This window comes from Streptomyces krungchingensis (assembly GCF_054729265.1).
Window position 1 is genome coordinate 6,794,744 of sequence record NZ_JBPUKY010000001.1, and the last position, 13,344, is coordinate 6,808,087.

At 71.9% G+C, this 13,344-nt stretch carries 12 protein-coding genes; 6 read left to right on the forward strand and 6 right to left on the reverse strand.

Translation table 11 applies throughout. The annotated features are described in order from the left end of the window. Positions 1 to 226: 226 nt before the first annotated feature. Positions 227 to 988 (forward strand): hypothetical protein, encoded by a 762-nt coding sequence (locus tag ACSYGO_RS29950; RefSeq protein ID WP_426680042.1) that lies wholly within the window; start codon positions 227 to 229, stop codon positions 986 to 988. Positions 989 to 1,194: 206 nt separating this feature from the next. Here the strand turns inward: ACSYGO_RS29950 and ACSYGO_RS29955 are convergent, their stop codons facing one another. Both ACSYGO_RS29955 and ACSYGO_RS29960 read right to left on the reverse strand, forming a co-directional pair. Further along, the gene (locus ACSYGO_RS29955; protein WP_432174188.1) at positions 1,195 to 1,734 is read right to left on the reverse strand and encodes a hypothetical protein; all 540 of its coding nucleotides are present in this window, start codon (positions 1,732 to 1,734) and stop codon (positions 1,195 to 1,197) included. 83 nt (positions 1,735 to 1,817) lie between these two features. Next, positions 1,818 to 2,930: a magnesium and cobalt transport protein CorA gene (locus tag ACSYGO_RS29960; protein WP_028801982.1), complete on the reverse strand. Its 1,113-nt coding sequence runs from the start codon at positions 2,928 to 2,930 to the stop codon at positions 1,818 to 1,820. Between the two features lie 548 nt (positions 2,931 to 3,478). On the opposite strand from ACSYGO_RS29960, the gene ACSYGO_RS29965 reads away from it, so the two are divergent. Beyond that, a complete protein-coding gene (locus ACSYGO_RS29965) occupies positions 3,479 to 4,063 on the forward strand; it encodes a suppressor of fused domain protein (RefSeq protein ID WP_345652782.1) in 585 nt (194 codons plus the stop codon). Between the two features lie 28 nt (positions 4,064 to 4,091). Here the strand turns inward: ACSYGO_RS29965 and ACSYGO_RS29970 are convergent, their stop codons facing one another. Beyond that, complete coding sequence (locus ACSYGO_RS29970; protein ID WP_460388316.1) at positions 4,092 to 5,345, reverse strand: MFS transporter; 1,254 nt, start codon at positions 5,343 to 5,345, stop codon at positions 4,092 to 4,094. Between the two features lie 163 nt (positions 5,346 to 5,508). Between ACSYGO_RS29970 and ACSYGO_RS29975 the strand changes: the two genes are divergently transcribed. The 3 genes from ACSYGO_RS29975 to ACSYGO_RS29985 all read left to right on the forward strand — a co-directional run bounded on the left by ACSYGO_RS29975 (position 5,509) and on the right by ACSYGO_RS29985 (position 8,371). Further along, a complete protein-coding gene (locus ACSYGO_RS29975) occupies positions 5,509 to 6,150 on the forward strand; it encodes a DUF6758 family protein (RefSeq protein WP_095936473.1) in 642 nt (213 codons plus the stop codon). Positions 6,151 to 6,580: 430 nt separating this feature from the next. Beyond that, entirely contained in the window at positions 6,581 to 7,453 is an 873-nt protein-coding gene (locus ACSYGO_RS29980) for a PHP domain-containing protein (RefSeq protein WP_460388318.1), read from the forward strand. 312 nt (positions 7,454 to 7,765) lie between these two features. Beyond that, positions 7,766 to 8,371 (forward strand): MarC family protein, encoded by a 606-nt coding sequence (locus ACSYGO_RS29985; protein WP_028801987.1) that lies wholly within the window; start codon positions 7,766 to 7,768, stop codon positions 8,369 to 8,371. A gap of 110 nt (positions 8,372 to 8,481) precedes the next feature. On the opposite strand, the gene ACSYGO_RS29990 is transcribed toward ACSYGO_RS29985, so the two are convergent. Continuing rightward, the gene (locus ACSYGO_RS29990; protein ID WP_095936476.1) at positions 8,482 to 8,634 is read right to left on the reverse strand and encodes a hypothetical protein; all 153 of its coding nucleotides are present in this window, start codon (positions 8,632 to 8,634) and stop codon (positions 8,482 to 8,484) included. 237 nt (positions 8,635 to 8,871) lie between these two features. Here ACSYGO_RS29990 and ACSYGO_RS29995 point away from each other — a divergent pair, with 237 nt between their 5' ends. Further along, complete coding sequence (locus ACSYGO_RS29995) at positions 8,872 to 9,768, forward strand: NYN domain-containing protein (RefSeq protein ID WP_426680037.1); 897 nt, start codon at positions 8,872 to 8,874, stop codon at positions 9,766 to 9,768. A gap of 6 nt (positions 9,769 to 9,774) precedes the next feature. Here the strand turns inward: ACSYGO_RS29995 and ACSYGO_RS30000 are convergent, their stop codons facing one another. Together ACSYGO_RS30000 and ACSYGO_RS30005 are read right to left on the reverse strand one after the other, a co-directional pair. After that, entirely contained in the window at positions 9,775 to 10,650 is an 876-nt protein-coding gene (locus tag ACSYGO_RS30000) for an alpha/beta fold hydrolase (protein WP_460388320.1), read from the reverse strand. Positions 10,651 to 10,885: 235 nt separating this feature from the next. Then, a complete protein-coding gene (locus ACSYGO_RS30005) occupies positions 10,886 to 13,228 on the reverse strand; it encodes a DEAD/DEAH box helicase (RefSeq protein WP_460389779.1) in 2,343 nt (780 codons plus the stop codon). Positions 13,229 to 13,344 lie beyond the last annotated feature (116 nt).

The following is a 13,344-nucleotide window of genomic DNA, read 5'->3' on the forward strand; positions in this document are numbered from 1 at the left end:
GTCCCGGGGCGGCCGCGCGGGCGGTCTGCGCGCACGTACCCGGTCTCCGTGCGCCCGCGTACGCCTGTTCCGTCCCGTTCTGTCCCCGCTGGTGGGCTTCAGGCTAGCCCGTCCCGGTCGGATACGCCCTGGTGAGCGGTCCGGACGGACTGCCTCCGCCCGCGGCGTACGGCACCGGTACGCTGCCGTACGCCGCGAAGGACCCCGCACGAGAGGCACCGCACCTGTGACTGCAATTCCCCAGGGCCGCACCCGCAGGGCCGCACTGGTGAGCGCCGCGTGCGCACTGGCCGTGTCGGGCATGGGGCTGACGGGGTGCGGCGGCGCTGAGGACCCGGACGCGGGCACGAACGGGGTCGGCAAGCTGCCCGCCGCCACCATTCAGGCGAAGACGCGGAAGGCGGCCGAGACGGCCGAGACCGTGCGGCTCTCCGGAAGCGTGGTGTCGGGCGGGACGACGTACACGCTCGACATGCGCCTCAAGTCCGACGGCGGCACCGGCTCGGTGACCGCGAAGGGCGCGACGTTCCGGCTGCTGCGGGTGGGCGAGCACCTGTTCCTGAAGGCCGACGCCGAGTTCTGGACCCAGCAGAACGCCAAGGGCGGCGACTCCTCGGCGGACAGCGCGGCGGCCAAGAAGCTGGAGGGCATGTACGTCAAGGTGCCGACCGGAGACCCCGCCTACAAGCGCTTCAGCGGCTTCACCGACAAGAACGTCCTCCTCGACGGCCTGCTCACCCTGCACGGCAAGCTCGCCACGGACGGACACCACGAGCAGGCGGGCATCCGCACCATCCGCATCACCGGCGACAAGGGTTCCGGCGGCACGCTCGACGTCTCCCTGAAGGGCACCCCGTACCCGGTCCGCCTGGTCCGAGCGGGCAACGCCGGCACCCTCCGGCTGACCGACTGGGGCAAGGACTTCGCCCTCGAGGAGCCGACGAAGAAGGAGACGGTGGACTACGGGCAGCAGCTGCCCACGTCCTGAAGGCCGCCCCGTGATCCCCGGCGGGCACACGACGACAGCTCTACGGCACCTCGCCGCGTTGGAGGGCCGCCCGAATGCGCCCAGTACGAGGACGGCGGCCCCCTGCCTTCGGCGGGGGGACCCTCACCGCCTTGCGACGCACCGCATCCGACGCCGCGCGCCGATCCACCGGGGATCACGGGACAGCCCTTGACCGGGACCCGGCCTCAGCCGCGCTTGCGCTTCTTGAGCAGGAGCCGCGGCAGGGCCGACGGAATGGGCCGGCGCGTGGTCGCCGGGGTCGGCAGCGGCACCGCCGACAGGGACCCGTCGGGAAGCTCCCGGGTGGCGCCCGACGGCTCCAGGCGCAGCACCCGGCACTCGCGGGCCCAGCGCTCCGGCATCGCCTCGCCGTCGGGAGCGTTCAGGCGCTTGCCCTTGAGCTCGCCGACGGCCGCCTCCCACTCGGGCGAGGAGGGCCTCAGCTCCACGACCTTCGCGATCCAGGAGACGAGCCGCCCGCCCTTGTCCTTGCTGCGCACGGTGACGACCGCGGTGCCCCCGTCGACCAGGTCCGGCAGCGGCTGCTCGCCCGGCCCGTCGCCGACGAGACAGGCCGCGCCGTCGTGCCACACGTGCCACAGGGCGCGGGAGGGCCCGTCCTGGCTCCCCGCGTGAGCCGGCCCGTCGGCGGCGCGCACCCAGATCAGCCCGGACTTCTTGGTGGCCTCCTCGACGAGGGCCCGGTCGAGCAGCTGTTCCGTCATGGGGGCAAGCCTAGCCAGCGCGGGGACCTGCCCGGTCGGCCCGCCTCACGGCCGGCGCGCGGACCCGTCCGGCCGGCCCGCCCTCACAGCCAGCCGTTGCGCTTCAGGATGCGGTGGATCGAGAGACACAGGCCGACCGTGATGCCCATGACCACCGGGTAGCCGTAGCGCCAGTGCAGCTCCGGCATGTGCTGGAAGTTCATCCCGTACACGCCGCAGACCATCGTGGGTACGGCGATGATGGCCGCCCAGGAGGTGATCTTGCGCATGTCCTCGTTCTGCGCGACGGAGGCCTGCGCGAGGTTGGCCTGGAGGATCGAGTTGAGCAGTTCGTCGAAGCCGAGGACCTGCTCCTGCACGCGGGCGAGGTGGTCGGCGACGTCGCGGAAGTACTTCTGGATGTCCGGGTCGATCAGCCGCATCGGCCGCTCGCTCAGCAGCTGCATGGGGCGCAGCAGCGGGGACACCGCCCGCTTGAACTCCAGCACCTCGCGCTTGAGCTGGTAGATCTGCCCGGCGTCGGTGCCGCGCGGAGTGCCCTTGCGGCCCGGCGAGAACACCTGGGTCTCGACCTCGTCGATGTCGTCCTGCACGGCGTCCGCGACGGCGATGTACCCGTCGACGACGTGGTCGGCGATCGCGTGCAGCACCGCGGAGGGGCCCTTGGCGAGCAGCTCCGGGTCGTCCTGGAGCCGGTGCCGCAGGGCCCGCAGCGAGCCCTGCCCGCCGTGCCGGACGGTGATGAAGAAGTCCCGCCCGGTGAAGCACATGACCTCGCCGGTCTCCACGACTTCGCTGGTGGCGGTCAGCCGGTCGTGCTCGACGTAGTGGATGGTCTTGAAGACGGTGAACAGGGAGTCGTCGTAGCGCTCCAGCTTGGGCCGCTGGTGGGCCTGGACGGCGTCCTCGACGGCCAGCGGGTGCAGCCCGAACTCCCGGGCGATGCCCGAGAATTCGGCCTCCGTCGGCTCGTGCAGGCCGATCCACACGAAGCCGCCGTCGCGGTGCACCTGGCGCATCGCCTCGTGCGGGGTGAGCGGCTCGCGCGTCTCGACGCGGGCGCCGTCGCGGTAGACGGCGCAGTCGACCACCGCGGACGGGGTGGCGGGGTCGCGGGTGGTGTCGTACGTCCCGCCGTCCTTGCGCAGCGAGGGACGGGGGCGGACCGCGGCACGCAGGTCACGGATCATCGACATGGCAGGCTCCTTTTCACCGGAGGCCGTCGACGACGGTTGGAACTGCCCGGAATGGGGACGTCCAGACTGCGGATGTTTGGCACGTCCACAAAGCGGGGAGCACCGCACCGTCGCGGTGGCAGCTTCGCTACTGATTCAGATCAGACGGATCGGGTGATGCAGATCAGACGGATCATGCGGAATCGAAGCGCTCTTCCGTGGTGCACCGGGCAACGCTGACAGGTATGCACACGCTTGCGGGAGGCAGCAGCCGGCAGGGCCGATGGGGGCGATCCAGCTACAGAACTCAGCGACCGGAAGAGCGGGTGGTACTGCACGGTCGACTTCGGTCCATTGCAGCCCCACCTCCTCCGGTCGGTCCCCCGTGAGGGACGATCCATCCCCCGTAGGGGAGTCCGACTCCCCGGGGGAGTCGGCGTCAGTGCGTCGCGCTCGGAGCTTGAGAGCGACGCTTCTGCGTGCTGCTCCGACCGGCGGCCAAGACTATCAGCGCACTGAAGCATCAACGCGCCGCTTTGCCCGCTCCTGACGAGTTCTATGCTCACGGCATGGCTGATGTTCTTCCTCTGGTCGAGGCCCGGTTGCGCTCTGCGCTGGGCGAACCCGACGCGCGGGCCGCGGTCACCTTCCTCGGCACCGACCGTATCGAAGTGCTGCGCTTCACAGAGGGCGATGTCGTCCGCTACGCGACGCTCGGTATGTCCGCCCAGCCGATGGCGGACCCGACGGCGGTCGTCGCCGACCCGGTGAAGGGCCCGCGCGCCGAACTGGTCCTCTCGGTGCGCGCGGGCGGCGCCGACACCGACAAGGTGCTCCGCCCGCTCGCCGTGCTCGGCGCCTCCCCCCAGGTCGAAGGCCTGATCGTGTCCCCGGGCGCCTCGCTCGACGTGGGTGAACCGCTGTGGCCGGGCGCGCCGTTCACCTCGGTCCTGGTCGCGGAGTCCGGCGGCCTGATCGAGGACCTGGAGCTCGACGCGCCGGCCGATCCGGTGCGGTTCCTGCCGCTGCTGCCGATGACGCCCAACGAGGCCGCGTGGAAGCGCGTGCACGGCGCGGCGGCCCTCCAGGAGCGCTGGCTGAACGGCGGAACGGACCTGCGCGATCCGCTGCGCAAGTCCGTTCCGCTGGACTGAGACCGGCTCAGTACCTGGCCGAAAAGCGTCAGTTGGCAAAAACCGTGACGCTGTCCTCGGTGACGTGCCGGGGCCGGAGCTCCTCCGCCTCGTGGGTGAGCGCCTTGCGCCGTACGAGGACCACGACGGCGCCCGCCGCGGCCGTCACCGCGGCGACCACGAACGGGATGTGGACGTCGGTCCACTCCTCGATCTTCGGCGCGAAGTACGGGGCGGCGGCTGCCGCGAACCACCGCACGAAGTTGTACCCGGCGCTCGCCACCGGGCGCGGAGCGTCCGACACGCCGAGGGCCAGCTCCGTGTACACCGTGTTGTTCACGCCGATGAAGGCGCCGGACAGGATCGTGCAGACGACGGCGGTGGTGTGGTCGCCGTAGCCGAGGACGAGTACGTCGACGGCGAGCAGCACCAGTGAGCCGCCCAGCACCTTCAGCGAGCCGAACCGTGCCTGCATGCGCGGTGCCACGATCACCGAGAAGACGGCGAGCAGCACACCCCAGCAGAAGAACACCGCGCCGGACTTGTAGGGGGTCATGTTCAGCACGAACGGGGTGAAGGCCAGCACGGTGAAGAACGTGTAGTTGTAGAAGAACGCGGAGACGGCCGCCGAGGCGAGACCGCCGTGGCCGAGCGCCCTGATCGGGTCGAGCGGCGAGGTCTTCCGCGCGGGCCTGGGCTGTTCCTTCAGGAACGCGGCGATGCACAGGAAGCCGACCGCCATCAGGAACGCGGTGCCGAAGAACGGGTAGCGCCAGCTGGCGTCGCCGAGCAGGGCGCCGAGCAGCGGGCCGCAGGCCATGCCGAGGCCGAGCGCCGACTCGTACAGGAGGATGGCCGCGGCGCTTCCGCCCGCCGCCGCGCCGACGATGACGGCGAGGGCCGTCGAGACGAACAGGGCGTTGCCCAGGCCCCAGCCCGCCCGGAACCCGACGAGTTCGCCGACCGATCCCGAGGTGCCCGCCAGGCCCGCGAAGACGACGACGAGGGCCAGGCCCAGCAGCAGGGTCCTGCGGCCGCCGATGCGGCTGGAGACGAATCCGGTCAGCAGCATCGCGAAGGCGGTGATGAGGAAGTACGAGGTGAACAGCAGGGACACCTGGCTGGGCGTGGCGTCCAGGCCCTTGGCGATGGACGGCAGGATCGGGTCGACGAGGCCGATGCCCATGAACGCGACGACGGAGGCGCCGGCGGTGGCCCAGACGGCCTTCGGCTGGCGCAGCAGGCCGGCGGCGCCCGCGTCCAGTGTGCCCCCTTCGGCGGGGTCTCCCGTGCTGCTGATCATGCCCGCTCCTTCACTGCGTGCGATGGGATCGTTGTCGTATACACATAATAAGTTAGCTGAGCTAATTAATGCAAGCTACATCTACTCCCTTGGTGTGACAGGCACACGCCGGACGGGTGATCGTCCTTGACGTGGCGAACCTCGGGGAGGACCGTTGGGCCCTATGAGGGGCGAACCCAGTTGCCCGAAGTGTGGTGGCCGGGTCAGGGCTCCCGGCCTCTTTGCCGACACCTGGCAGTGCGACGTGCACGGGACGGTGCACCCGCTGCAGCCCGTGATCCCACCCAGCGTCGAGGCCCTGGACGTGGTCGTGCACCGCGCCCGGGTACCGGTGTGGATGCCGTGGCCGCTGCCCGTCGGCTGGCTGTTCACCGGCGCGGCCTTCGCCGGTGACGACCGCAGCGGTGGACGCGCGACCGTCGTCGCCTGCTCCGGACCCGGACCGCTCGGCGGGGTCGGGGAGTTGCTGCTGGTCGCCGAGGAGCTCGGCGTCGGCCTCGGCGCTCGGTACGCCGGTGTCGACGGGCCCGACCCGGGCCCCTATATGAGCGTCGAGAAACCACCCCAGGCCAAGGTCCTCGCGGCAGGCCGCCCCACCCCGCTGTGGCATGTCTCCGGCACCCCCGACGACCGCGCCGTCTTCGCGGGCGAGGCGCTCGGGCTGTGGCTGTGGGCCGTCGTCTGGCCCGAGCAGACCGGGCTGCTGATGTACGACGAGATGGTGCTCACCGATCTCCGGGACGCGGGTGCGGAGGTGGACCTGCTGCCGTGCGGGGCGCTGTCGCCGCGCATTCTGGAGCCGTGAGGCGACCGTCCGGGTGCCTTCTCCGTACGCAGGGTGCCTTCTCCGTACGTCGGAGCGCAGGCGTGGGGCGGGTGCTCCGTGGAACCAGACGGGGGCCTGGGCGGGCGCGGGTCGCCGTGGGCCGGCCGCGTGGATCCAGGGACGGTCGTCGTGGCCGGTCCCTACCACCGGAGTGCCGGTCGCGCAGGGCGTGTGCGCGCATCGCGGTCTCCGGCGTTGCTCCATCGGAGTGACGGGCCGGGGGGCTCGGCGGTCGAGTGGCGCGGTCGCGGGCGGGGTGCGTCGGAAGCCCGTGCGGACGCCCCGGCAGGTGCGGCTCACAGAAAGCGCGTAGGGGGCGCACCTGGGGAGAGGGTGTGACAGAGGGGCCCCGGATGCCCGTTATCCTTGAGTGTCCCCGCCCGTCCCGTCACCGCCTGGAGCCCGCGTAGTGCGCATCGACCTGCACGCCCACTCCACGGCGTCCGACGGCACGGACACGCCGGCCGAGCTGGTGCGCAACGCCGCCGCGGCCGGACTGGACGTGGTCGCCCTCACCGACCACGACACCACCCGTGGATACGCCGAGGCGATCGCCGCGCTCCCCGAGGGGCTCACCCTCGTCACCGGCGCCGAGCTCTCCTGCCGCATCGACGGGATCAGCATGCACATGCTGGCGTACCTCTTCGATCCCGAGGAGCCCGCGCTGCTCGCCGAGCGCGAGCTCGTCCGCGACGACCGCGTACCGCGCGCCCAGGGCATGATCGCCAAGCTCCGGGAGCTCGGTGTGCCGATCACCTGGGAGCAGGTCGCCCGGATCGCCGGCGAGGGATCCGTGGGGCGCCCGCACGTCGCGTCCGCGCTGGTCGAGCTGGGGGTCGTGGACAGCGTCTCCGACGCGTTCACCGAGCAGTGGCTCGCCGACGGCGGCCGCGCGTACATCCCCAAGCACGAGACCGACCCCTTCGAGGCGCTGAGGCTGGTCAAGGGTGCCGGCGGTGTCGCCGTCTTCGCGCACCCGGCCGCCGCCAAGCGGGGCCGGACGGTGCCGGAGTCCGCGATCGCCGAGCTCGCCGCGGCGGGCCTGGACGGCATCGAGGTCGACCACATGGACCACGAGCCCGAGACACGTGCGCGGCTGCGCGGTCTGGCGGCCGAGCTGGGGCTGCTGGCCACCGGCTCGTCCGACTACCACGGCAGCCGCAAGACCTGCGTGCTCGGCGAATTCACCACCGATCCCGAGGTGTACGGGGAGATCACCCGCCGGGCCACCGGCGCGTTTCCCGTGCCCGGCACCGGTGGACCCCTGACCGCCCAGGGCTGACCGCAGCCGTCTCCGCCGGCGCCGTCCGGCGCCCGGTCCCACCGGGGCCGTAGCCGGTCGTCCGGCCGAGGACTCAGCCGGTCGTCCCGCCGGATCCCCGCGGCACTCCGTGGCCCGTCGCGTCCCGCGACGGCCCGTCCGTGTGCCCCGTACCCGCAGGCCCGCCGGGCCGAGCGGTTCGGTCCGGCGGGTCCGGCCGGCGCCTCCCGCCCTTCTGCCTCCACCTGTCCTGTTCCGCCGCGGTCACGTGCCGCGCGGAACGCCCGCCCCAGCGGCACACCCGCTCTCACCACGTTCGCAAGGCCATTCACCGTGTTCGACGTCGCCGTCTTCGGCTCCCTGTTCCTCACCCTCTTCGTCATCATGGATCCCCCCGGGATCACTCCGATCTTCCTCGCGCTCACCGCGGGACGCCCCGCCAAGGTGCAGCGGCGGATGGCCTTCCAGGCCGTCTGCGTGGCCGGGGGCGTGATCGCGGTCTTCGGGCTGCTCGGGCACCAGATCCTCGACTACCTTCATGTCTCCGTGCCCGCCCTGATGATCGCGGGCGGCCTGCTGCTCCTGCTGATCGCCCTCGACCTGCTCACCGGCAAGACCGACGAGCCCAAGCAGACCAAGGACGTGAACGTCGCCCTCGTGCCGCTGGGCATGCCGTTGCTGGCCGGTCCGGGCGCGATCGTGTCCGTGATCCTGGCCGTGCAGAAGGCCGACACGGTCGCCACGCAGGTGTCGGTGTGGACCGCGATCCTCGCGATCCACGTCGTGCTGTGGGTCGTGATGCGGTACTCCCTGGTGATCATCCGAGTCATCAAGGACGGCGGTGTCGTGCTGGTCACCCGCCTCGCGGGCATGATGCTCTCCGCGATCGCCGTGCAGCAGATCATCAACGGCGTCACCCAGGTGATCCGGGCGAGCTGAGACGCGGCGCCCCGGGTCCACACGCACGCGGAGCCCCGCACGGCCGATGCCGTGCGGGGCTCCGAAGTCGGTGAACCGATGACGTCCGCGTGACGAAGCGCGTCCTCGTCCTACGAGGCGGACGATTCGGCCGGGCGGATCCACAGTCGCTGCCCGATGGCCGCGGCCTGCTGAACGATCCGGTTGACGGAGGCGGCGTCCACGACGGTGCTGTCCACGGGGGTGCCGTCGACATCGTCGAGTCGCATGATTTCGAAGCGCATGGGCTTCTCCCTTCGTCTGGTCATCCTCCTGAGGAGAACTACTCGTGTGAGGCATGCAAGGCGACAGTGCGCCCGCATCCGTACGTATTCAACGGGGTGCGTGTTACAAACATTCCCTACGCTAAGGAAAATTTTCGAGAACCTAATTATCGGCTGGTAAGCGATGTGGCGGAGACTGTTCGGGGACTGAACGGGACCAGTTGTGTTCGCAGCGTGACCGCCGGGACAATAGTGGCGATGAACGACGACCTCCTGGCGCTCGGCGCCCGCATCGACCGCACGAACGAGCTCCTGCAGCGCATGCTCGCCGAGGTGGCGAAGACACCGTCCACGCACGCGATCTTCGTCGACGCGGGATACCTGTACGCGGCGGCGGGACGGCTCGCCGTCGGCACGGAGGACCGGCGTTCCTTCGATCTGGACACCGAGGGCCTCATCGAGGCCCTCATCGACCGGGCCCGCACGATCTTCGCCGACAGCAGGCTGCTCCGCGTCTACTGGTACGACGGGGCGCGCCGCCGCATCCACACCAGCGAGCAGCAGTCGATCGCCGAACTGCCCGACGTCAAGGTCCGGCTGGGCAACCTGAACGCCAACAACCAGCAGAAGGGCGTCGATTCACTCATCAGGTCCGACCTGGAGTCCCTTGCCCGGCACCGCGCCATCAGCGACGCCGCGCTGCTCGGCGGCGACGAGGACCTGGTGTCGGCGGTCGAGGCGGCCCAGGGGTACGGGGCGCGCGTCCACCTCTGGGGGATCGAGGCACCCGAGGGACGCAACCAGGCGGAGCCCCTTCTGTGGGAGGTCGACAGCCAGCGCACCCTCGATCTCGACTTCTTCAAGCCGTACGTGTCGCGGCGGACCGCCCTCACGTACGACGCGACGGCGGCGAGCCGGCCCAGCCGCGAGGACGTGCGGTTCGTGGGCGCCCAGATCGCGGCGAAATGGCTGGCAGCGCGGGGCCGTGAGTCACTCGTGGAGCTCCTGCCCGGACATCCGTACCTTCCCGGCCTGGTCGACCAGGACCTGCTGGTCGAGGCCGAGGGGATGCTCCAGTACTCCCTGCGGGGGCAGTCCGATCTGCGCCGTGCCCTGCGCGACGGCTTCTGGGAGCACCTGCAGACGCAGTACTAGCCTCGGCTACCCGGCGTCCGGGTTGTCGTTCCAGAACCCGGCCAGGGCGCGGGCCGTCAGGAGGGGCTGGTCCGTGTTGGGGGAGTGCTCGGCTCCGGGTATGACCGTGCGGCGGGCGCCGAGCCGGACGGCCATCTCGTCCAGCAGCGTCACCGGCCAGGTGTCGTCGTGCGCACCGGAGAGCACGTGCTTCGGCAGGGGGAGAGCGGCCAGTTCGGCGACACGGTCGGGCTCCGTGCACAGCTGGCGTCCCGTCGCCACGAGTTGAGCGGGACTGTTGGCGAGCCAGCGCCTGCGCAGCGCGGCGATGTCGTCGAGCCCCGAGTCGACACCGCCGGTGTCGGTCTCCTCCGGCGGCTCCATCGCCTGGATCGCCTCCCACACCTGGGCCATGCCCATCACGGCCAGCGCGTCCCGCAGCAGCTTGACGCGCGCCTGCTGGGAGGAGGAGATCTGGGCGGGGCCGGAGGCGATGAGCGTCAGTGAGACGAACGGGGACGGGTCCAGCAGCACCGCGGTGCGCGAGATCTGGCCGCCCAGGGAGTGCCCGACGAGATGCAGCGGAGCGCCGAGCGCGGCCGCCTGCGCGAGCACGTCCCGCGCCAACTCCTCCTGTGCGTACGGCGTTTCGTCGTCCTTGGGGCCCTCGGTCTCGTACTGGCCGCGCCCGTCGACGGCCACCGTCCGGTATCCGTCCGCGGCCAACGGCCCGTGCAGCGCGATGAAGTCCTCCTTGCTGCCGGTGAACCCGGGCAGCAGCAGGGCGGTTCCCTTGGGGCGTCCCTGGGGAGCCGCGTCGAGCACGGCGAACTCGCCGCGCTCGGTGGACAGGCGGTAGGCGCGGACTCCGGCGGGCGGGACGAACGTTGGGGGCCGACTCATGAGCCGAGGCTATCGGCACCCGCAAGGGGCCGCGCGCGCCCGCCCGCGAACGCGACGACGGTCACACGGCCTGCGCGGGGCGGGGACCGGGGCGGAGCTCCGGGAGGGGGACCCCGCTGTTCGGGCGAATCAGGGGACGCGGGGAGAGACCCCGGGCGGACCGGGGACCGGGGGAGCGCAAGACGAACGGCCCGGCCCCACCTCGGGTGGGACCGGGCCGCTCAGGGTCGGCGACTCAGCTCTCCGCGGGCTCCGCGGCAGCCGTCGTGGCCTTGCGCGTCCGGCGGCGGACGGGCTTGGCGTCGGTGTCGTCGGCGGCGGTCTGGGCCGGGATCTCGGCGTCGACGGCCTTGCGGGTGCGTCGGCGGACGGGCTTGGCCTCGGCGGCTTCGGCGGTGTCCACGGCGGCCTCGGCGGCAGCGGTGGTCGTGGCCTTGGCCCGGGTACGGCGCGGCTTGGCCTCGGCGACCTCGCCCGCCGCCTCCGGAGCGGCAGCGGCCTTGCGGGTGCGCCGCGCCTTGGCCGGTGCGGCCGGAGCCTCGGCAACGGCCTCGGCCGTCTCGACGGCAGCGGTCGTGGCCTTGCGCGTCCGGCGGCGGACGGGCTTGGCGTCGGTGTCGTCGGCGGCGGTCTGGGCCGGGATCTCGGCGTCGACGGCCTTGCGGGTGCGTCGGCGGACGGGCTTGGCCTCGGCGGCCTCGGCGGCCTCGGCGGCAGCGGTGGTCGTGGCCTTGGCCCGGGTGCGCCGCGGCTTGGCCTCGGCGACCTCGCCCGCGGTCTCGGCCGAAGCGGCCTCGACCGTGGCGACGGCGGTCTCCGCTGCCTTGCGGGTGCGCCGCGCCTTGACCGGTGCGGCCGGAGCCTCGGCAACGGCCTCGGCCGTCTCGACGGCAGTGGTCGCGGCCTTGCGCGTCCGGCGCCGGGCGGGAGCCTCGGTGACCTCCGCGGCGACGGTCTCGACGACGGCCTCGGCCGCCGGCGACGACTCCACGACCGCGGACTCCACGGCCGTGACGGACTCGACGGCCTTGCGGGTCCGCCGGCGACGGGGCTTCGCGGGCTCCGCGACGACGCTCTCGGCGGTCGTCACGGCATCCTGAGCGGCCTCGGCCGCCGCGGGCTCCACGAAGGTCGCCGCGGGCGTGGCCGCGACCGGCTCCGCGGCACCGGCACGCGTACGCCGGCGACGGCGCGGCGTGCGGGGCTCGGAGACCTCCGCGTCCGCGGGAGCGGACTCGGGCGTGGCCGCAGGGGAGGCGGTTGCCTCGTCCAGCGGCGCGCCGTTGCGCGTGCGCCGACGGCGGCGCGGCGTGCGCGCCGGGCGCTCGCGCTCGGCGGACGAGGGCCCGGAGGAGCGCCCACCGCGACCGCGCGCTCCGCGGCCACCGGTCTCGCCCAGGTCCTCGACCTCCTCGGCCGCGAGCCCCGCGCGGGTGCGCTCGGAGCGCGGCAGGACACCCTTGGTGCCGGCCGGGATGCTGAGTTCCTCGAAGAGGTGCGGGGACGTGGAGTACGTCTCCGGCGGGTCGTTGAAGTTGAGCTCCAGCGCCTTGTTGATCAGCTGCCAGCGCGGGATGTCGTCCCAGTCGACGAGCGTGATCGCCGTACCGGAGGCACCGGCGCGGCCGGTACGGCCGATGCGGTGCAGGTACGTCTTCTCGTCCTCGGGGGACTGGTAGTTGATGACGTGGGTGACGCCTTCGACGTCGATGCCGCGCGCGGCGACATCGGTGCAGACGAGGACGTCGACCTTGCCGTTGCGGAAGGCGCGCAGCGCCTGCTCGCGGGCACCCTGGCCGAGGTCGCCGTGGACCGCGCCGGAGGCGAAGCCGCGCTGCTGGAGCTGGTCGGCGAGGTCCGCCGCCGTCCGCTTGGTGCGGCAGAAGATCATCGCCAGACCGCGGCCCTCGGCCTGCAGTATGCGCGCGACCATCTCGGCCTTGTCCATGTTGTGCGCGCGGTAGACGTGCTGCGAGATGTTCGCGACCGTCACGCCCTCGTCGTCCGGCGCGGTGGCGCGGATGTGCGTGGGCTGCGACATGTACCGGCGGGCGAGACCGATGACCGCGCCCGGCATGGTCGCCGAGAACAGCATCGTCTGGCGGCGCGCCGGAAGCATGTTGATGATCTTCTCGACGTCGGGCAGGAAGCCCAGGTCGAGCATCTCGTCGGCCTCGTCGAGGACGAGCGCCTTGATGTGCTTGAGGTTGAGCTTCTTCTGGCCCGCGAGGTCCAGCAGACGCCCGGGGGTGCCGACGATCACGTCGACGCCCTTCTTGAGGGCCTCGACCTGAGGCTCGTAGGCACGGCCGCCGTAGATGGCGAGGACGCGTACGTTGCGGACCTTGCCCGCGGTGAGCAGGTCGTTGGTCACCTGGGTGCACAGCTCGCGCGTCGGGACGACGACGAGGGCCTGCGGTGCGTCGGTGAGCTGCTCGGGCTGGGCCCGGCCCGCCTCGACGTCCGCGGGGACGGTGACGCGCTCGAGGAGCGGAAGGCCGAAGCCCAGCGTCTTGCCGGTGCCGGTCTTGGCCTGGCCGATGACGTCGGTGCCGGAGAGGGCAACGGGGAGCGTCATCTCCTGGATGGGGAAGGGGTTGATGATGCCGACGGCCTCCAGGGCCTCGGCCGTCTCGGGAAGGATTCCGAGCTCTCGGAAAGTCGTAGTCAGGGTGCTGCCTCTTCTGTGTGCGC